General features: G+C 68.3%; 23 protein-coding genes. 9 read left to right on the forward strand and 14 right to left on the reverse strand.

Annotation, left to right across the window (positions count from 1 at the left end; all coding sequences use genetic code 11):
• Positions 1-7 precede the first annotated feature (7 nt).
• Both serS and QSJ19_RS17750 read right to left on the reverse strand, forming a co-directional pair.
• Positions 8-1,264, reverse strand: coding sequence for a serine--tRNA ligase (gene serS, locus QSJ19_RS17745; RefSeq protein WP_286322298.1), 1,257 nt, complete (start codon positions 1,262-1,264; stop codon positions 8-10).
• A gap of 10 nt (positions 1,265-1,274) precedes the next feature.
• Positions 1,275-1,619 carry an ankyrin repeat domain-containing protein gene (locus QSJ19_RS17750; RefSeq protein WP_286322360.1) on the reverse strand — a complete coding sequence of 115 codons (345 nt, stop codon included), beginning with the start codon at positions 1,617-1,619 and terminating at the stop codon, positions 1,275-1,277.
• A 128-nt stretch (positions 1,620-1,747) separates the two neighbouring features.
• Between QSJ19_RS17750 and QSJ19_RS17755 the strand changes: the two genes are divergently transcribed.
• A complete protein-coding gene (locus QSJ19_RS17755; RefSeq protein ID WP_286322299.1) occupies positions 1,748-2,971 on the forward strand; it encodes a septum formation family protein in 1,224 nt (407 codons plus the stop codon).
• Positions 2,972-2,975: 4 nt separating this feature from the next.
• A complete protein-coding gene (locus tag QSJ19_RS17760) occupies positions 2,976-3,326 on the forward strand; it encodes a metallopeptidase family protein (RefSeq protein WP_286322300.1) in 351 nt (116 codons plus the stop codon).
• A gap of 22 nt (positions 3,327-3,348) precedes the next feature.
• On the opposite strand, the gene QSJ19_RS17765 is transcribed toward QSJ19_RS17760, so the two are convergent.
• Positions 3,349-4,014 (reverse strand): histidine phosphatase family protein, encoded by a 666-nt coding sequence (locus QSJ19_RS17765; protein WP_286322301.1) that lies wholly within the window; start codon positions 4,012-4,014, stop codon positions 3,349-3,351.
• Positions 4,014-4,964 carry a prephenate dehydratase gene (gene pheA, locus QSJ19_RS17770; RefSeq protein ID WP_286322302.1) on the reverse strand — a complete coding sequence of 317 codons (951 nt, stop codon included), beginning with the start codon at positions 4,962-4,964 and terminating at the stop codon, positions 4,014-4,016. Before pheA ends, QSJ19_RS17765 begins: the two co-directional genes overlap by 1 nt.
• Before the next feature lie 153 nt (positions 4,965-5,117).
• Here pheA and QSJ19_RS17775 point away from each other — a divergent pair, with 153 nt between their 5' ends.
• Positions 5,118-5,873, forward strand: coding sequence for a DUF2470 domain-containing protein (locus tag QSJ19_RS17775; RefSeq protein ID WP_286322303.1), 756 nt, complete (start codon positions 5,118-5,120; stop codon positions 5,871-5,873).
• A gap of 39 nt (positions 5,874-5,912) precedes the next feature.
• Complete coding sequence (locus tag QSJ19_RS17780) at positions 5,913-6,734, forward strand: CPBP family intramembrane glutamic endopeptidase (protein ID WP_286322304.1); 822 nt, start codon at positions 5,913-5,915, stop codon at positions 6,732-6,734.
• 58 nt (positions 6,735-6,792) lie between these two features.
• Here QSJ19_RS17780 and QSJ19_RS17785 read toward each other — a convergent pair whose 3' ends face one another.
• The 3 genes from QSJ19_RS17785 to QSJ19_RS17795 all read right to left on the reverse strand — a co-directional run bounded on the left by QSJ19_RS17785 (position 6,793) and on the right by QSJ19_RS17795 (position 9,073).
• Positions 6,793-7,476, reverse strand: a complete 684-nt coding sequence (locus QSJ19_RS17785; protein WP_286322305.1) for a DUF4873 domain-containing protein — start codon at positions 7,474-7,476, stop codon at positions 6,793-6,795.
• Positions 7,476-8,384 carry an AurF N-oxygenase family protein gene (locus QSJ19_RS17790; protein ID WP_286322306.1) on the reverse strand — a complete coding sequence of 303 codons (909 nt, stop codon included), beginning with the start codon at positions 8,382-8,384 and terminating at the stop codon, positions 7,476-7,478. Before QSJ19_RS17790 ends, QSJ19_RS17785 begins: the two co-directional genes overlap by 1 nt.
• Before the next feature lie 512 nt (positions 8,385-8,896).
• Positions 8,897-9,073: a hypothetical protein gene (locus tag QSJ19_RS17795; protein ID WP_286322307.1), complete on the reverse strand. Its 177-nt coding sequence runs from the start codon at positions 9,071-9,073 to the stop codon at positions 8,897-8,899.
• On the opposite strand from QSJ19_RS17795, the gene QSJ19_RS17800 reads away from it, so the two are divergent.
• Complete coding sequence (locus tag QSJ19_RS17800; RefSeq protein ID WP_286322308.1) at positions 9,072-10,022, forward strand: LCP family protein; 951 nt, start codon at positions 9,072-9,074, stop codon at positions 10,020-10,022. The genes QSJ19_RS17795 and QSJ19_RS17800 overlap by 2 nt on opposite strands.
• 129 nt (positions 10,023-10,151) lie before the next feature.
• Positions 10,152-10,709 carry a ferritin gene (locus tag QSJ19_RS17805; RefSeq protein WP_286322309.1) on the forward strand — a complete coding sequence of 186 codons (558 nt, stop codon included), beginning with the start codon at positions 10,152-10,154 and terminating at the stop codon, positions 10,707-10,709.
• Between the two features lie 10 nt (positions 10,710-10,719).
• On the opposite strand, the gene QSJ19_RS17810 is transcribed toward QSJ19_RS17805, so the two are convergent.
• The 5 genes from QSJ19_RS17810 to QSJ19_RS17830 form a co-directional block, all read right to left on the reverse strand.
• Positions 10,720-11,706, reverse strand: a complete 987-nt coding sequence (locus QSJ19_RS17810) for a DUF5926 family protein (RefSeq protein WP_286322310.1) — start codon at positions 11,704-11,706, stop codon at positions 10,720-10,722.
• 41 nt (positions 11,707-11,747) lie between these two features.
• Complete coding sequence (locus QSJ19_RS17815; protein ID WP_286322311.1) at positions 11,748-12,539, reverse strand: glycerophosphodiester phosphodiesterase family protein; 792 nt, start codon at positions 12,537-12,539, stop codon at positions 11,748-11,750.
• A complete protein-coding gene (locus QSJ19_RS17820) occupies positions 12,536-13,372 on the reverse strand; it encodes a DUF4328 domain-containing protein (RefSeq protein ID WP_286322312.1) in 837 nt (278 codons plus the stop codon). The genes QSJ19_RS17815 and QSJ19_RS17820 overlap by 4 nt, the downstream gene beginning before the upstream one ends.
• 239 nt (positions 13,373-13,611) lie before the next feature.
• A complete protein-coding gene (locus QSJ19_RS17825) occupies positions 13,612-13,947 on the reverse strand; it encodes a rhodanese-like domain-containing protein (protein ID WP_286322361.1) in 336 nt (111 codons plus the stop codon).
• Between the two features lie 439 nt (positions 13,948-14,386).
• On the reverse strand, positions 14,387-15,259 hold the full coding sequence (locus QSJ19_RS17830; protein ID WP_286322313.1) for a S49 family peptidase: 873 nt from the start codon (positions 15,257-15,259) through the stop codon (positions 14,387-14,389).
• 52 nt (positions 15,260-15,311) lie between these two features.
• Between QSJ19_RS17830 and QSJ19_RS17835 the strand changes: the two genes are divergently transcribed.
• A complete protein-coding gene (locus tag QSJ19_RS17835; protein WP_286322314.1) occupies positions 15,312-16,064 on the forward strand; it encodes a VOC family protein in 753 nt (250 codons plus the stop codon).
• A 14-nt stretch (positions 16,065-16,078) separates the two neighbouring features.
• Here the strand turns inward: QSJ19_RS17835 and QSJ19_RS17840 are convergent, their stop codons facing one another.
• A complete protein-coding gene (locus QSJ19_RS17840; RefSeq protein ID WP_286322315.1) occupies positions 16,079-17,164 on the reverse strand; it encodes a winged helix DNA-binding domain-containing protein in 1,086 nt (361 codons plus the stop codon).
• Positions 17,165-17,167: 3 nt separating this feature from the next.
• Positions 17,168-17,872, reverse strand: coding sequence for a peptide-methionine (S)-S-oxide reductase MsrA (msrA, locus tag QSJ19_RS17845; RefSeq protein ID WP_286322316.1), 705 nt, complete (start codon positions 17,870-17,872; stop codon positions 17,168-17,170).
• Between the two features lie 189 nt (positions 17,873-18,061).
• Between msrA and QSJ19_RS17850 the strand changes: the two genes are divergently transcribed.
• Both QSJ19_RS17850 and QSJ19_RS17855 read left to right on the forward strand, forming a co-directional pair.
• Positions 18,062-18,214 (forward strand): hypothetical protein, encoded by a 153-nt coding sequence (locus tag QSJ19_RS17850; RefSeq protein ID WP_286322317.1) that lies wholly within the window; start codon positions 18,062-18,064, stop codon positions 18,212-18,214.
• Positions 18,215-18,396: 182 nt separating this feature from the next.
• Entirely contained in the window at positions 18,397-19,026 is a 630-nt protein-coding gene (locus tag QSJ19_RS17855) for a superoxide dismutase (protein WP_286322318.1), read from the forward strand.
• Positions 19,027-19,134: the final 108 nt, after the last annotated feature.

Below are 19,134 nucleotides of genomic sequence, written 5' to 3' on the forward strand. Positions count from 1 at the left end.
TGCGGGATCACTTCGGCGTGAGGTGGTCGGTCCCCACGAACCGCGCGAGCTCGGGCGGCAGGATCACCGAACCGTCGGGCTGCTGGTGGTTCTCGAGGATGGCCACGATCCACCGTGTCGTCGCGAGCGTGCCGTTCAGGGTGGCCGCGACCTGCGGTTTGCCGTGCTCGTCCCGGTACCGGATGGACAGTCGCCGGGCCTGGAAGGTCGTGCAGTTCGACGTCGAGGTCAGCTCGCGATAGGTGTTCTGTGTCGGGACCCAGGCCTCGCAGTCGAACTTGCGGGCCGCCGACGACCCGAGGTCGCCACCCGCGACGTCGATGACCCGATAGGGGACGTCGATCGCGGCGAGCATCTCCTTCTCCCACGCCAGCAGCTTCTGGTGTTCGGAGGCGGCGTCCTCGGGCTTGCAGTAGATGAAGCCCTCGACCTTGTCGAACTGGTGCACCCGGATGATGCCGCGGGTGTCCTTGCCGTAGCTGCCGGCCTCGCGCCGGAAGCAACTCGACCAGCCGGCATAGCGTTTGGGTCCGTCGGCCAGATCGATGATCTCGTCCGAGTGATAGCCGGCCAGCGGCACCTCGGAGGTGCCGACGAGGTAGAGGTCGTCGTCTTCGAGGTGATAGATCTCGTCGGCGTGCGCGCCCAGGAATCCGGTGCCGCCCATGATCTCCGGACGTACGAGCACCGGCGGGATCATCAGCGTGAAGCCGTTGGCGACGGCCTTCTGGGCCGCCATGTTCAGCAGGCCGAGCTGCAGCAGCGCGCCCTGTCCGGTCAGGAAGTAGAAGCGCGAGCCGGACACCTTGGCGCCGCGTTCCATGTCGAGGAGGCCGAGCGACTCGCCGAGTTCGAGATGATCTTTCGGATCGGCGATCTCCGGTGGCGTGCCCACGTGATCGAGCACGACGTAATCGTCCTCGCCGCCGGCCGGAGCACCGTCCTGCACCAGATTGGAGATGGCCCGATGCGCCTCCGTGGCCGCCTCGTCGGCGGCGGACTGTCGCGCGACGGCCGCCTTCACCTGCTCGGCGAGTTCCTTGCCCTGCGCGAGCAGCGCGGTCTTCTCCTCGCCCTGCGCCTTGCCGACCTGTTTGCCCAACGCCTTCTGTTCGGATCGGAGGCGGTCGGCGTCGACGATGGCGGCCCGGCGCGCGGAGTCCGCGTCGAGCAGCGCATCGACCAACCCGGGATCCTCTCCCCGCGTCCGCTGCGATGCACGCACGAGGTCAGGGCTCTCACGCAGAATCTTGAGGTCGATCACGTCTGAAACCCTACTGGAGGCCGGGTTGCCAGAACCGCACGTAGTCGGCGCGACCGAACATCTGCGCCGCGTCGTGCGCCGACGGCGTGCCCGCGTACGGATCGGCGCCGCCGTGCACCAGCGCCTCGACGACGTCGTCGAAACCCTTGAACACCGCCCCCGCCAACGGTGTCTGCCCCTTGTCGTTGGCCAGGTCCACCTGGGCTCCGGCCTCGAGCAGCACGGCCACCGTCGGCGCCGACCCGTGGTACGCGGCGAGCATCAGCAGGGAGTCGCCGGACTGGTTGCGCAGGTCCGCGGGCACGCCGGCACCCAGATAGGCGCGCAACGTCTCGGCGTCGCCGGCGCGGGCCATGTCGAACAGCCGGCCGGCGAGTTCGGCGATGTCGTCGGGGACCCCGCGCGGCTGCTCCTCGTCGGTCACCACCGCGAGTGTAGGCGGGCGGTACTGCTGCCACGTCGGAGCAGGCATGATGGATCCCGATGAACGCCGACGACACACCACACGGCAGGGCTGATCGCGGCGCGGACGACCGCGACGACGACTGGGTGAGTCTGCCCGGTGACCACCCCATCGGGGACGACGCCCCCGCCGACGTCCCCGACCGCGACGAGGCAGGCGACCCGCAGGCCGGGAAGTCACGCTGGCAGGGGTCGCTGCTGGCCAATCCGGTCCGTCTGGTGCTCGCGGCCGTCGTCATCGGTGCGATCGTCGCCGGCGGCATCGCCCTGGCCATGGGGGTGTTCAACGACAGCGGCAGTGTGGGCGGCACCGACATCGGCGAGAACGAGCGCCTCGCCCAGAACGATTTCACCCGGTCCGTCCGCGGCGACTGCCTCGACTGGCCCGCGAACAACCCGGGCGAACCCACCGAGGTGACCTGCGATCAGAAACACCGCTTCGAGGTCGCCGGGCCTCTCGACACCGCCCTGCTCCCGGGTTCCGAGTTCGGCGAGAGCGCGACATGGCCGGGGGTCGAGCGCTTCGCCGCGATCCGCGACGAACAGTGCCCGGTGATCGTCGACGCCTACCTCGACGGACGACTCGATCCGCAGGGCCGCTTCTCGGTCGGGATGATGTACCCGTCGCAGGTGCAGTGGGACAAGGGTGCCCGTGAACTCCGCTGCGGTCTGCAACAGACCGGCAAGGACGGCACGGCCGATCAGTTCGTCGGCCGGGTGGCAGATCAGGATCAGTCCTTCCAGTGGCCTGCGGGCACCTGTATCGGGATCGATCCCGCCACGCGGAAGCCGACCGGCTCGACCGTGAACTGCACCGAGGCCCATGCCTTCCAGACGACCGGGACCGTCGTCCTCGCCCCGCGCTTCGGTGACCGGCTGTCGGGCAAACCGTGGCCGGGCGTCGAGGCGCAGAACGACTACCTGAAGTCGATCTGCCCGGTGCAGGCGACCCGCTTCCTGGGTGGCAAGAACAAGCTCGACGCGACGACCCTGAACGTGCAGTGGTCGGTGTTGTCGGAACCCAGTTGGCTGGCCGGCAGCAGGACCGCGGTCTGCTACCTCGGCCTCCCGGACCGCGGCGGATTCGCGACCCTGGTCGGCGACGCGCGCTCGACGTTGCTGATCAACGGCAAACTGCCGGTGCCGCCGCCCGCGGCGCCGCCGGGCCGGGCGCTGCCGACGCCGGTCCCGCTGCCGCCGGGGGTCGCGCCGAACCCCGAGGAAGTGCCGGCCCCGGCCGGGTGATGTGATGCCCGTTCGCATGTCCGACGACGAGTTCGACGGGCTGGTGTCCGACGCCCTCGACACCATCCCGTCCGAGCTGACCGACAACATGTCCAATGTGGTGATCCTGGTGGAGCCGTATCACCCGGAGGAACCGTCGATCCTCGGGCTCTATCACGGTGTCGCACTGACCATGCGGGACCACGAGTACGGCGGCTTCCTCCCCGACACCATCACGATCTACCGCGACCCGATCCTGGCGATGTGCCACGACCGGGCCGAGGTGGTGCACGAGGTCGCCGTCACCGTGATCCATGAGATCGCCCACCACTTCGGGATCGACGACGACTGGCTGCACGCCAACGGGTGGGGGTGAGGGACTCGAACCCCCCAGACCGCTACCCCATCGGATCGGTGACGAGCGGTTCGTCGACCTCGGTGCCGAACGGTCCGGTCACCGCCCCCCAGCGGTGCAGGCGCCACAGTCCGTCGACGAACTCCAGCTCGATCGACCCGGTGTTCTGCAGATGTGTGCCCGCCGCGAATGTCGGGTCGACGCCGGCCAGTCGGGCCGCGATCAACCGGATCGCGGCGCCATGGCTGACGACGTAGACGTCCCGACCGTCACCCGGACCGGTCAGGTAGCGCCCGGTGAGGTCCTCGACGACGGGAAGATAGCGGTCGTAGACCATGGCGAGCGATTCGCCGCCGGGCAGGCGGGCGTCGAGATCGCCACGATGCCAGCGGTCGACGATGTCCTTGAACACGCCGTGCGCGTCGTCGTCGGAACGGTCCTCGAGGTCCCCGACCTGGACCTCGTGGATGCCGTCGGCGACCTCGAGACCCACATCCCACACCGAGCCGATGAGCTCGGCCGTCTGTTGCGCGCGACGGGCCTGCGAACTGACCAGGATCACCTGCTCCTGCGGCGGGTTCTCGAGCGCGAACCGGACACCCTGTCGCACACCGAAATCCGTCAGCGCGGCACCCGGCAGAGCGGTGTCGAGCCGCCGCATCACGTTGGAGGTGGTCTCACCGTGGCGGACCAGATGCAGGCGCGCCACTACGGCGCCTCTCCGCTACGGATGCCGTCGAACCAGACCATGCTGTCCGAGGTGTCCGGCGGCGGGGCACCCGTCGTGCGATCGACCGGCCACGAACCGAGGAACACCACCCGCTCGCACCGGCGGTACAGCGCACGCAGCGCCTCGCCCACGGCGTCGTCGTCGATGTGGCCGACGGCATCGAGGTAGAACCGGTGCGACCCGGGCACCTCGCGACGTGGGCGCGACTCGATGCGGGTCAGATCGATTCCCCGCGAAGCATATTCGTTCATCGCCGCCATCAGGCTGCCGGGCACGTTGGGAAGGTCGAGGATGACCGAGGTGCGGTCGGCGCCGGTCCTGGCCGGCGTCGGCCCCGGCGGACCGATCAGCAGGAACCGGGTGTGGGCCTCGTCGGCGTCGGCGACACCGTCGGCCAGGACCGTCAGCCCGGCGATCTCTGCGGCGAGCGAGGTGGTGACGGCGACATCCGCGCGTCCGGCCGCGACGTCGGCGGCGGCGGCCGCGTTCGACGACGCGTTGACGAATCCGGCCTGCGGATAGAGCTTCTCCACCGATTCCCGAACCTGCGCGGCCGCCACCGGATAGGCGGCGACGCTACGGACCTCGCTTGCGGACATCGGTTCGCGAGCGGCGATGGTGAACGCGACGTCGAGGATCACCTCGGCGAAGGCCTGGACACGCCCCGCGGTCCCCGGTCCGGGCGGGACCAGCGCGTCGGCGGTCGCCGGGACCGCGCCTTCGACGGAACTCTCGATCGGCACGCACCCGAAGTCGGCGACCCCGCCGCGCACCATCTCGATGGTCGCCGCTGGGCTGTTTGCGGCGATCTTCTGGTTCTCGCCGGTCACGCGCGGCATGGTCTGGCGGGGCAGGCGCTCGGACAGGAGCTTGTCGAGCGCGATCTCGGTGAAGGTCCCGGACGGGCCGAAGTAGGCGAACACGGACACGACAAGAGCCTAGTCGAGTGGGGCGCTCGTCCGTTCCGGGTTCGAACCGGTGAGGATTCAACGATTGACGAACAGCCAGGACCCACTTAGGTTAGGGTTACCTTCATCGCCCGGTGGAGTCCCGGGCCCGATACGCCGAAAGCGAGGGAGCGCATGACCCACGCCGTCACCGACCGCCCGTCGGATGCCGAACTGATCCAGACCGCGTGCCGCCGGGTGTCCGGCGCGACCCTGGCCGTCGAAGGTGCCGAGCCGACACCGGTCAACGTCGTCCATCTCTTCGAGTCGCAGGCCTTCGTGCTGGTGCCCACCGACGGGGACGCCATGCTACTGGCCGGCGAATCCGCCGACGGTGTGACCGCGATGGTCGAGATCACCGACTGCGCCCCGATCGACTTGCGTGAACGGGTCCGCTCGCTGATCTGGCTGAACGGCCACCTGCATCCCGTGCCGGCGAACCTCGAACGTGATCTCGCCCTCGAGATCGTGTCCGAGCACCCCGACGACGGCCTCCTCGACATCGGCCACGGCTACTCGATGCTGCGCCTACAGATCGACAGCGCCGTGATCGCCACCGCCTCGGGCGCCGCCTCGGTGCCCGCTCCCGAGCTCGCCGGTGCGCTTCCGGACCCGTTCTGGGAGTACGAGAGCGACTGGATCGCCCACCTCGACGCCGACCACGCCGACGTGATCGGGCAGCTCGCCCGCAAGCTGCCGCGACAGTTGCGCAACGGGCGCGTCCGCCCGCTCGGACTCGACCGGTTCGGCATCCGCTTCCGCATCGAGGGTCCGGGCGGTGACTCCGACGTCCGGCTTCCGTTCCCGCGTCCGGTCAACGACGTCTATGAGCTGTCGCAGGCACTGCGGTCACTCGCCGGCTGCCCGTTCATGAACAGCCTGCCCGACTGACCTCGGATCGGCTCCGCCGACGCCCGTAGGGTGGGCGCCATGGGTGCGACGGTGCGATCGGTGCTGACGCAGGTGGTCCGTCCGTCGCGGCCCGACTCGATCCCCGTCGTGACCGACCGCACCGAGCGACGCGCGATCGTCGTCGAACTGGTGATCGTCGGTGTCCTCACGTTCCTCTTCTCCGCCCTCGCCGCCGCCCTGTCACTGATCGAGGCGCAGCTGTCCGGCGGGATCGGCAACACCACGGTCGCGCTCAACCCGACACGGTCGGATCTCGGCTGGATCGATTTCGCCCGCCAGCTGATGAGTGCGCTGCGACTCTTCGCGATCGGCGGCCTCGGCGTGTACCTGCTGTGGCGGAGCGGGATCGGATTGCAGCGCGTCGGCCTCGGACGGTGGGCGCCACGCCGTGACGTACCGACCGGCCTCGGCCTCGCCGCGCTCATCGGGTTGCCCGGCCTGGCGCTCGTCGCGATCGCCCGCGCGCTGGGCATGAACGCACATCTGATCCCGAGTGAGACCGACGGCGTGTGGTGGCGCTGGCCCATTCTCATCCTGATCGCGATTGGCAACGCCGCCGCCGAGGAGATCATCGTCGTCGCCTACTTCATCACACGGCTGCGGCAGCTCGGGGCCGGCGAGAACACCTCTCTGGCAGCCAGTTCCGTCCTCCGCGGCGGCTACCACCTGTATCAAGGCGTGGGCGCCGGCCTCGGGAACATCGTGATGGGGCTGGTCTTCGGGCGCTTCTTCCAGATCACGTCGCGGGTGTGGCCGCTTGTCATCGCCCACGCGGTGATCGACATCGTGGCGTTCGTCGGGTACGCGTTGTTGAAGGATCACCTGGGCTGGGTGGGGTAGCCCTCAGCGCTCCTCGACGAGTGCGACCTCCGCCGAGAGGCGACATCCGCGCTCGACCTCAGACCGCGAGATCCTCCAGCGGATAGGGCGGCTCACCGACCCCGACGAGCCGGACCGCCCCCGACGGGGTGATCTCCGCGAGGCGACCGTCGACGGCGCCGTTGCCGCCGACGGAGACCGACACCGTCGTGGTGCGGTCGTCCTTCCATCGGCGGACCTCGTCGCCGAATGCGGTACCCGCCCAGTGATATCGGCCATCGAGGGGGTCGAGGGCGCCCGCGATCCGTACCCGCGCGACGATCTCGTCGTCGTCGGTCCGCAGCACCGCCTCGCCGTCGAACACGTCGTCGTCGATCGCGGGGACGCCTATCCACGTGTAGTCGTCGGGCCGGAACCGTCGCAGGCGCTTGTGCCGAAGACGTCCGGAACCGACACTCCGCCATTCGTTCTCGAGGGATCGACGCACCGTGACCGATGTCGCACCCGAGGTCGCGAAATGCTCGACGAGCGCGACCACGTAGTCGAGTGCCGCATCGTCGTCGAGGAACACCTCTCCGGGGCGGTCGGCCGTCGCGACACCGAGGTAGCTACCCGGCGGCGCGGACACCTCGTGCACGGTGACATCGCCCGGCGACGCCTTGTCGACGATCTCGATCGGCAACGGCGAGTGCATGATCCGGTTCCTCAGACGCCCGGCCAGCGGACCTGTGCCGAGCACCGCGACCGCCGCCGCGTCAGTCATCACAGGAATCCGCCGCGACGCCATCCATACCGCGACAGACGGCTCATCAGGCCGGCTTCGGTGAGAAAGGCGGCGAGCGAGGCGAATCCACGGATCTGCGCATCGTGGAAGTGCGGGTTGGTGCGTGCCGCACGTGCAGCGGCCCGGCCGTCGAGACCGGCTCGGCGATACATCGCCGGATTCGTGAAGAGATTGCGGAACAGCACGCCCGCCACCGCATGCCCGTTCGCGGCGAGGAAGGTCTCCCATCGCCTCCGGACGGGCTTGCGCCGCATGATGCCGTCCCGAGCGAAGCCGATGTGGCGGGCCTCCTCGGCCACGTGCACCTGCATGAGACGGGCCACCAGCGGCTGTAGCTGCGGATCGTCGAGCATCTCGCGTTGCAGCGCGTCGAAGATCTCCTCGCCGACGAGCGCCGCGACCCAGAGCAGGCTGCCCCGGAGTGCCTGCGGCAGCATCGCCATCGCCAGGCGCTCCCGACGTCGCATCTGGAACGGGCGCGCCCCCGCCCACTCGATGGCACGGCCGAACATCACCATGTGGCGACACTCGTCCCCCATCTCGGTCAGCGCGTAGTGGGTGGTCGCCGAGGCCGGATCGGCGCTCATCAGTCGGGCGAGCAGTGTCCGGTTGAGCAGGTTCTCGAACCAGATCCCGACCGACAGGATGTTGGCCATCTCCTGCCGGGACAGCTCGATGCGCTGCGCCTCGTCCATCTGCTCCCACAGGTCGGTGCCGACCAGTGACAGCACCGACGGCGGCAGGAAGTACCGATCGGGCTCCGGTTCACGCTCCCAATCGAGGTCGACGACGGGTGCATACGAGCGTTTGACCGACCCCTTGATCAGCCGGCGGGCGATCGCCTCGCGGCCCCCGCCACCTGTTCTCACCTGCGTCGTCACACTCATCGCGCATCTCCTCGCTTCGGCGGGCTGTGACCCCTGACACTAGGAGCGGCCTTCATATGTGTCAATACTCACTGTCACAATCATCGGTGGCCATTTTCTCGACCGGCCGTCGGACCAGCACCGTTGCGTACATTGGATGGGATGAACGAGTCCGAGCCGCCGATGATGCGCCGGCGCGACGTCCCCCCGGGACCCGCGCCACGCGCCGGCGACCCCACTCGCCGCGCCGTCCCACCACCACCTCGGCACGGTGGCCCACCACCTCCCCGGCAGGCCGGTCCTCCTCCCCGACAGCCCGGTCCGCCGCGGCACATGCCGTCCCCGCCCGTCGATCCCGGCGTGAGGAGTCGCGTGCCGCCTCGCCGGAATCCCGCGCCACCACCGCCGGCACCATCCGGCGCGCCGGATCAGTATCAGCCGCCGCTGGCATGGTCGGATTCGGCGACCGGACGGCCCCTGTCGGATGGACGCAGGCCAGATGGACGCAGGCCGGATGAGCGCGGAGGTGTCGGTTACGCACCCACCCAGAAGCCTGAGCCGGTGCCCGGCGACCGCCGGCGTGACGGGAATGTCGGCGGACCTCCCCCACGGCGTCCCGCGTCGCGCAGATCGGCGGGCGCGCCGCCACGCGAGCCGCGGACCCGGTCGTCGTCGGCGAGCCCGAAGCCGCCCCGACGACGACGTCGCATGCGGATCGGTCGAATCCTTCTGGTCGTCCTGCTGGTGCTGGTCGTCGGATCCGTCGGGCTGGTCTTCTATTACGACGGCAAGCTGCATCGCACCGACGCGCTGACGGCGTATGCCGGGCGCCCGGCGAACACTCCCGGCACGAACTGGCTCATCGTCGGCACCGATTCGCGCGCCGAGCTGTCCGAACAGCAGCGCTCCCAGTTGTCGACGGGCGACAGCGACGGTTCGCGGACGGACACGATCATGATGGTGCACAAGCCGCCGAGTGGGCGGGCGATGATCATCAGCATCCCGCGAGACCTGTACGTCCCGATCCCCGGCCAGGGTTCGCACAAGATCAACGCCGCCTTCAACTTCGGCGGTCCGCAGCTCCTCGTCCAGACCGTCGAGGGACTGACCGGCGCCCGGATCGACCATTACGCCGAGATCGGTTTCGGTGGCTTCGATCGCGTGGTCGACGCGGTGGGCGGGGTGACCATCTGTCTCGACCAGCCACTCAACGACCCCAAGGCGGGGCTGCGGCTGCCCCGCGGCTGCCAGCAGCTCAACGGACGCGAGGCGCTGGGACTCGTTCGGACACGGGCGTTCCCGAATGCCGACCTCGAGCGTGTGGTCAATCAGCGCAAGTTCCTCAACGCACTCATGGCGAAGGCGACCAGTCCTTCGGTGTTGGCAAATCCGTTCCGGCTCATCCCCTTTGTGAACGGCGCCGTCAACGCCGTCACCGTCGACGACGGTGACCACATCTGGAATCTGCTCGGCTTGGCATTCGCGCTGCGCGGAGACCCGATCACGACGACGACGCCGACGGGCGGCAGTGAGTACACCGACGACGGTGACGCACTCGCCGTGGGCGACAACACCGAACAGTTCTTCACCTACATCCGCAAGGGCGCAACGGTTCCCGAGGACCTGATCTCGGGACCCGGTGGGGTCATCGGCGGTTGAGCATCGCGCGGCGTGACCCGACGCTGACGTGACCTGCGTCTCGGTCGCAAAGCCGAAATACGGTGAGGCTCAACTCAGTAAGGTTCAACTGAGTGAATCCGCGATTTTCCTTCTCCTTACGATGGCCGCATGACAGCAATCAGTGACCACACGACCGACCATTCCGTCTTCCACAAGTTGCTGCTGGACCAGATCGGCAACGAGTTCGCCGCCTCACAGCAGTACATCGCCGTGGCCTTCTACTACGACAGCCACGACATGCCGCAGCTCGCCGAGCACTTCTACGCGCAGGCCGTGGAAGAGCGCAATCACGCCATGATGATCGTGCAGTACTTCCTCGACCGCGACGTCCAGGTCGAGATCCCCGGCGTGGCAGCTCCCCGCACCGAGTTCGAGGACTACCGGGCACCGATCGAGCTCGCCCTCGCCCAGGAGAAGACCGTCACCGAGCAGATCGTCGATCTGGCGCGCGCGGCACGCGACGGCGGCGACTATCTCGGCGAGCAGTTCATGCAGTGGTTCCTGGCCGAGCAGGTCGAGGAGGTCGCGACGATGACCACTCTGCAGACGATCGCCGAACGCGCACAGGGCAACCTGTTCGATCTGGAGAACTTCGTCGAGCGCGAGGTCAACGTGTCCAAGACGGCAGCCGTGACGCCGCCGGCGGCCGCGGGTGGCAATCTGTAGACGTCGCCCGTCAGCGCAGGGTGACCTGCCGGCCCCGGATGCCGTCGCGCGAGCGACGCTCGTCGCTGGTGAGGTCGGCGGTCACCGCCAATGCCTCGGCGAGCCACTCGTCGAACTGATCGAGTCCCGGATACCACTCCTCGTGGTGGAGTTCGTTGTCGAGGTCGAACACCGGGACCAGCAGGCCGTGGGTGCGGAACGACCCGGCGAATCGGGACCCCTCGCCCAGCGTCAGCCGTCCCGCGGCGTGCAGCCGGGCCAGGGCGGTCATCAAGTCGTCCTCGGATTCCGGTCGGACCCAACGCAAGTGGGCTCGCTCGCCCGCGTCGACCCACCACGGCGCACCCGTTCCGCTCTTCGGGGTCAGGCGCGCCGTCGGCATGATCGAGTCGTTCGCACGGCCCAGCATGTCCGCGATCTCCGGTGGCACATCGGATCCCGGCGGGAACCACCATGCGAAGTCGTCGTGGACGACGATGTCGAGGTCGGCGTCGGCGACGAGCACATCGGTCAGTGCCACGTCGGTGTCACCGGATTCGTACTCGTCACCCGGTGCGGCGTGGGCAGCCCACCGGAGCGCGGCGGCGATCTCGCCGGCCGCGTCGTCGGGGTCCGGGTCCGTCTGCACCGCGACGACACCCTCGGGGCCGTTCGCCGCATCTCGCACGATCGCACGGACCGCGCCCGGCAGGATCGTCGCGAGCACGACCTCGTTGCGTTCACCTTCCGCGCGCGCAGCCGCCGGCGCCGGGCTGTCGCCCGGCACCGCAGAGGTGAGGGTCGGTTCGGCCGGTCCGGGCTCGATCAAGACAGGCGTGGCCGTGGCCGACGCCACGAAGGCACGCAGGGCGATCAGATCGCACTCGGCGGCGAGGCCGGCGAACGGACGTGGCGGCGGTGCCATCGCGGCGAGTTGACGCTCCTTGCGTGCCGCCACCCGCTCGGCCCGGTTGCTCCCCGGCCGCGGGCCACTGCCTCGTTTGCTCTTCTTCGCCATGCGTCCACCCTCTCACGACGGTCCGCGTCGTCGGTCGGAGGTCAGTCGACCGTGACGAGCCAGTCGCGCACCTTGGCGGGTCGGTTCGTCGCCAGCCATCGCACGCCCAGGTCCGCGCACAACTGCACGTCCACGAGTTCGTCGACGGTCCAGCAGTACGTCACCCGCCCCGCCGCGGCCGCCCGGTCGACGAGGTCCGGGTAGTGCCGCAGCGTGTCGATGGACGGACCGATCCCGGTGGCCCCGACGGCGGTGGCAGCACTGCCGCCCAGGACACGAGCAGTGTCGCCCAGGAGGATCGTCGGCAGCATCGGCGCATGCCGTCGGATCCGCCACACACCGGCCGACGAGAACGAGATCACCACGGCGCGACTGTGATCGGCCGACGGTGGACTCGCGACACCGAACTCCTGCAGGAGACCGAGGAGTTTCTGCTCCACCAGACTGCCGTAGCGCACAGGATGTTTCGTCTCGACGAAGAGCCGCACCGGACGACGCCAGTCGAGGGTCAGGGTCAGCAGTTCGCGCAGGGTCAGCACCGACGCCGGCTTACCCGACGGATGCCAGCTGCCGAAGTCCAGGTCGCGCAACTCCGCCAAGGACATCTCGCTGACGATCCCGGTGCCATCCGAGGTCCGGTCGATGGTGCGGTCGTGGATGCAGACCAGCTCCTGGTCGCTGGTCAGGCGCACATCGCATTCGAGCCCGTCGGCACCGCCGGCCAACGCCAACTCGTAGGCCCCGATCGTGTGTTCGGGCATCTCCTCGGATGCACCGCGGTGGGCGACCACCGCCGGTTTGCCGGAGCGCGAGATGTCATCGATCCCCGTCATGCGACCGCCACCCACCGGCGCGACGGGACCGGGTCCTCGACGACGGCACCGAAGGCGGCCGGGAGCCGTCCCGCGAGCCAGCGCGCGAAGACGGCCGAACAGGCCGAGCTGATCACAACTGCCGCCAGTCCGTTGGCGCCGGTCTGGATGGACCCGGACATCGCGGCCACCAGACGGGTCACCACCGCGAGCACCGCGAGCACGTTGATGATCGCCCACGCCACGCACATCCGGGTCAGGCGACGACGCGTCCGGACCTGATCGAGGTCGTCACGCTGCACCGCCGCCTCGTACAGCAGGAGCGCCGCACCCATGACATTGACCAATGGCGTCGCGGCCAGCAGCGCGATCTGCCAGCGCGGACGCGGATCCCGAAGATGATGACGCCCATAGGCCTCGGACCTCGTGATGATAGTCCATCGCGTGACGATCACCGTCGTGTAGACGTACGCGCCCAGCGCGAGCAGCCCGGCGAACACCACCAGCACCCAGGTGACTCCGTCGAGCCATCCGGGTACCGGCGTGGACCGGTTCACCACGAGCAGGACGTAACGCGCCAGATGCGCGATCGCGGCGAAGCCGAGCGCACCGGCCAGCAGATGCAGGGCCTGCGTCAGGGCCGCGGTGAGGATCTCCTTCCGGGTGCGCTGGTCGCGATCCGCCTCGACGGCGGTGTCGCGCAGTCCCCACTGAGGGATGTAGACGTACCGGGGGATCGGGCGCGGTCCGCCGGCGAAGACGGGTCGTCGTGCCGGGATCGCCTCGGGTGGGCGTCGCGCAATCCAGCGAACGTGCCGACTCCGGTACAGCCGGCCACTGCGTGGACCACCCATCGGCGGTGCCGAGGGACGCGGGGGTGTCGGACGAGGGGGTCCCGGTGGGGAGTGCGGGTTCGGGGAGTGCGGGCCCGGTGATCGGGTATCCGCGCCCGTCGACGGCTGCTGGGGCGCAGGCGCGTCCTCCTGTCCGAGCAGTTCGGAATCGAGGACGCGCAGAGGCCCCCCACAGCGGGGACACTGCTCGCGTCCCTCGCGATGTGGCGCCTGGATCCGACACCTCGGACAGAGGTCGATCATCTGGAGCCGGCGCTCCCGGTCTCGACCGGCTTGCCCTGCTCGAGCCATGCGAGCATCCCGCCACGCACACAGCTGCCCTCGTAGCCGAGCTGATCAAGGTACTGCAGGACACGCATCGACCGCCCGCTCGAATGACAGACGACGAGGAGATCGGCGTCGAGATCGATCTCCTCGATCCGTGCGGGCACATCCGCCAGCGGGATGTGCAGCGCTCCCCGGACGTGTCCCGTGGCCCACTCGTCATCCTCGCGGACGTCCAGCAGGACCCGGTCGGTCTCGTCGCTGAAATCGTCCGGAAGCTCCGTCACCGGCACCTGCCGGATGTCGCCCATGCTCACGAATCCATGGTGGCACAGGCCGACGAGCGACGGCGCGCGCTGTGCGCAACCGGTCCGTCCGTCGAGTTCGGTCGAGGTCGAATTGACATTGCTGTCGGGTGCGCCACACCACTATGACGACCTGCATATAACTATCCACATGCCGATTTGCCAGCCGGACATCCCGTGTGCACTCTCCACCTCAAGCTGTGGATGAGACTGTGGATAATGTGGACAACTCCGCACGTCGGGGTATGTTTCATGTGATGACCCTCACAAGGTATGTGACCAGCATCACTGATCCGGTTGAGCGCTACACCAGATAATGCAGAAGAGTGCAGATGCACGTCGCGGCCAAAGGTTTTTCTCGATCCTCACAACGCCTGTGGAGAACTTGGGGAGAACTGTGCACACCTCGCCTCGTCGACCGTCTGTCACTCGGGCGGATGACCTGTCAGCGCAGGTGTGTCACCACTCCACGGTCGAGTGCGGAGACAACGCCGCTCACCACACGCTCGACGATCCCCTCGATCCCGACCTGAGCAGTGGCGTGCGCACCCAGCGGGCCGCCGACCAGACGGGCCAGGAGCGGCTTCGGCGTGTCGATCATGGTGATCTCGGCATCGGGATACCGCTCCGCGACGACCGACCGCATGACTCCGATCGCATCGACCAGGCCGACCTCGAGTGCACGGTTGCCGACCCAGACGTCACCGCTGAAGAGCTCGTCGTCGGGGGCGTTCAATTTCTTGCCCCGACGCTGACGGACCCAGCCGATGAAGGCCTCGTGCAGGTGCGACTGCAGGGTCTGCAGCCACTCGACGTCCTCCGGCCGCTCGGGGGAGAACGTGTCGAGGCGGGCCTTGTTCGCGCCCGAGGTGTACAGGCGGCGTTCGACGCCGAAGCGGGTCAGGACATCGGAGAAACCGAACCCCGACGACACCACCCCGATGGATCCGATCATCGAGGTGTGCGCGGCGAAGATCTCGTCCGCGGCACAGGCGATCCAGTAGCCACCCGACGCGGCGACATCCTCGCAGAACGCGAGCACCGGAACGCCCTTCTCGGCCGACAGCTGGCGGATCCGCTCGGCGATGTACTCCGACTGCGCCGGCGAACCGCCCGGCGAATTGATGACGACGACGACGGCCTTCACGTGCTCGGTGCCGAAGGCCCGCTTGAGGACGGGCTCCACCGAGTCGGTGGTGATACCGGGTCGGCCCATGCCACTCATCCCGATCGGACCGTCGAGGCGGACCACGGCCACCCGATCCGCCCGCGACCGAGACACCCGCTCGGTCACCTTTGTCCACGGTCCACTTGTCATGAGGCGAGTCTAGTGGCCGCACCCCCGACGCCCGGGACTCTAGACTTTGCGCGTGCGGATCCGATGGCTCACGGCGTTCCTGGATTTTCCCTCCGCCCAGTTCGGCGCCGAGGTGACGTTCTGGCGGGCGATCGCCGGCAGCACCGTCTCACCTCCTCGTGGTGATCATCGTGAGTTCGCCTCATTGGAGCCGTTCAACGGGGATCCGCATCTCCGGGTGCAACGCATCGAGGACGGACCCGGTGGAATCCACATCGACCTGCACGTCGACGACCCGGACGTCGCGGCGCGTGAGGCGATCTCGCTGGGCGCGAACGTCGTCCGTGATGTCGCCGGGCCCGACTACCTGACGCTGGAGTCGCCGTCGGGTTTCGTGTTCTGCCTCGTTGCCTGGGAGGGGGAATCGGAACGGTCACGACCGATCCGCTGGCCCGGCGACACGATCAGCATCATCGATCAGGTCTGCATCGACGTCCCGTACGCCCAGTTCGACCGCGAGGTCGGGTTCTGGACGCAACTCACCGGCCACCCGAGGGAACCGACCAGTCGACCGGAGTTGGTGCGCATCGCCCGCGATCCGGCGCTCGCCATCGGAATCCTACTGCAGCGCAACGGCGAATCCGATCCGCCTGCGGTCGCGCGAGGTCACCTCGATCTGGCGGCGACGGCCGTCGAGGACGAGGTCGCCCGGCATGAGGACTGGGGCGCCCGGGTCGTCGAGCGCCTGCCGCACTGGACCGTGATGGCCGACCCGGTGGGTCGCCGGTACTGCATCACCGACCGCAATCCCCGCACCGGCGAGTGAGTTCCCGCCCGGCCTCAGCGTTCGATGTCGCAGAAGGCCTGTAGCCGTTCGACTTCGGCAGTCAGTTCGGATCGTTGCCGACGAGTCGGTTCGGCCATCATGTCGACCACCACCCGGCCGCCGTCGAGCAGCCAACTACCGGCGAGGCGGCCATCGACCAGCACGAAGCCCGGGGACCGGCCGTTGGGGGTGGCCAGGCTACGGTAGCGGTCGTCATCGGCGATGCGGCGCCGGTCGGTCTGCGCGACAAGCACATTGTCGAACGGGGCGAGCAGACGGACCGGCGCGGGCGTGCCCGCGTCGATGATGTCGAGTCCCTCGAGGTCGAAGAGCCGCTCACCATCGGGCCCGGCGAGCTCGGTCAGCTCCCAGTCCGATTCCATCTCGGCCACCAGCGGCCCGAGCCGCGTCAGTCCGGCCCAACTCTGGATGCCTTTCACAGTCGCCGGCCCGAATCCCCTCAGGTACAGGCGGATCAGGTCCTTGCGCGCCTCGTCGCCGACGACGGCGGGCTCACCTGGGCCCACCCAGTCGTCGAAGAGCTGATAGGTCGGCGCCGCCGAACCCCGCCAGAGTCCCCGCGGCGGCACCTGCACGAGCGGCAGTCCGCACCGCACGACGGAGACCATCGTGGACGGATCGTTGTCAGGGTGTCCGGAGGCCAGTGCCCGGCCGAGTTCGGCTCCGGACAACGCTGTGCCCGAGAGCAATTCAGCCGCGTCGGCGAGGATGTCGGTGGCCACGGCGCTGGTGAGCCGCCGTTCGTGGATGGCCACCTCGGTGTCCAGCAGGGGCTGCGCAACCGGGCGAATCCACCGTGCGTCCTCCGCGTCGATGAGGAAGATCGTCGAGCGCAGCAACGCCATCCGGACGACCTCGCGGTCGGTCAACAGCGCGTCGAGCTCACCCGGATCGAAGTCGGCCACACGCGAAGCCAGCGCGAAGAACGGCGCCCTCGGTTCCTGCGCCTGCAGTCCGACACAGCGATCGAGGACGTCGATGGCGTCCTCGTCGGCGCGTTCGAGCAGGTGCTGGCGGTGCAGAAGGGTCCGGTTCCACTGACCGGTGGTGAGCTGACGACGACTGGTCGGGGCGGTCACCGCTCAGGCGGCCGGATAGTGCAGACCGGTCGCCGCGTGACAGCGATAACCGTTCGGGTTCTTGGCCAGATACTGCTGGTGGTAGTCCTCGGCGTAGTAGAACCGTCCCACACCGGCGTCGGCGAGCGGCGCGATCTCGGTGGTGATCGGTCCGAGCCCGGCATCGGCAACCACGGTGCCGAACGTCTCCGCCGTCGCCCGCGCACGATCGGCGTCGCCGGCGGTCAACGTGTAGATGGCCGAGCGGTACTGCGTCCCGATGTCGTTGCCCTGCCGCATCTCCTGTGTCGGGTCGTGCGACTCCCAGAAGATCGTGAGGATGCCCTCGAGGTCGATGACGGCCGGGTCGAAGACGACCAGCACGGACTCGGTGTGCCCGGTACGGGCCGTGCAGACCTCCTCGTACGACGGGTTCGGCGTGTGGCCACCGGCGTAGCCGACCGCCGTCGTGTACACGCCGGGTACCTGCCAGAAGATCTCCTCGACACCCCAGAAACACCCGCCCGCCAGCACGACCGCGGACAGGCTGTCGTCGAAGGAGCCGACGCCGTTGCCCGCGGGGTCGTCGGACCAGGTCATCGGGTGATGGAGGAGGAGATGTTCGGGCGCGACCGGTACGGGAGCCTCGCGACCTGGGAGTGCCTGATCCGCCTCGATGAGTCGACGCTTGTGTGATTGCCCGGAAAGAAGCTGGTCAAGCCATGACATGCCGCCAATCGTACGCTCGCTCGGGTCGTCGACGGGGTTGATGGATCTCCAAGAGTCTGTCTATCATGACCCCCACGCCGGCGTTGTGATGGTTGTCACTGAGGTGGATCGTCACACCGCGGCACGGCCGGTCCATGCAGTCCGGCCCGCGGTCGTCGCGACCGCACTCAGCGCCGACGAAGGGTGTCCATGGCAACGCACGCGAGTTCCGACCTCCGTCGGGCCCAGGGGCCTCGGCCGAGTACGCCGCGTGCGACCTACGACGTCCGATCCGCCTGCCTCGGCACGGCCGTCAGCATCGCCGGCCTGATCGTCCTCCTCATCGTTCTGATGGTGATCTGACCAGCTGTTCCGGCAACCCGCGCATCGGTCAATACTTCAACCGCACTTGAAGTGGATTGTGCCGCAGTGTTTGCAATCCCCCATGCAGTGGGTAAGGGTGGAAGTACTCGCGTGACCGGCGTCGGAACGCCGCGGTTGTGCGCGCAGAGTGAGTAACGAGTTACACCTCAGAGAGGAATATCGTGGCTGAATACACCTTGCCGGATCTACCGTACGACTACGCGGCGCTCGAGCCGCACATCTCCGGCAGGATCATGGAGCTCCATCACGACAAGCACCACGCGACCTACGTCAAGGGCGCCAACGACACCCTCGAGAAGCTGGCTGCGGCCCGCGACGACGAGAGTATCGCCGGCAAGGTCTACGGGCTGTCGGCGACCCTGTCGTTCCACCTCGGTGGTCACACCAACCACTCGATCTTCTGGAAGAACCTGTCGCCCAACGGTGGCGACAAGCCCGAAGGCGACCTCGCGGCTGCCCTCGATGATCAGTTCGGCAGCTTTGACAAGTTCAAGGCGCACTTCACCGCAGCGGCGACCACCCTGCAGGGCAGCGGCTGGGCCATCCTCGGGTACGACACCATCGGTGGAAACCTGGTCATCCTGCAGCTGACCGACCAGAGCGGCAACATCCCGGCAGCGATCATCCCGGTGGTCATGCTCGACATGTGGGAGCACGCCTTCTATCTCGACTACCAGAACGTCAAGCCGGACTACGTCAAGGCCTGGTGGAACGTGGTCAACTGGGCCGACTCGGCCGAGCGTTTCGCGACCGCCAAGAGCCAGGGCGCCGGACTCATCGTCCCCGCCTGAGGCACATCTCGCCCACGATCTGCCCCCTCCTCTTCCGCACCGCGAAAGAGGAGGGGGCAGAATCGTTTTCGCGGCCGCTCCGGTTCACGAACCCGGCGTGGGGGCGGG

It is taken from the genome of Gordonia sp. ABSL11-1, from assembly GCF_030315685.1.
Classification (GTDB): Bacteria; Actinomycetota; Actinomycetes; order Mycobacteriales; family Mycobacteriaceae; genus Gordonia.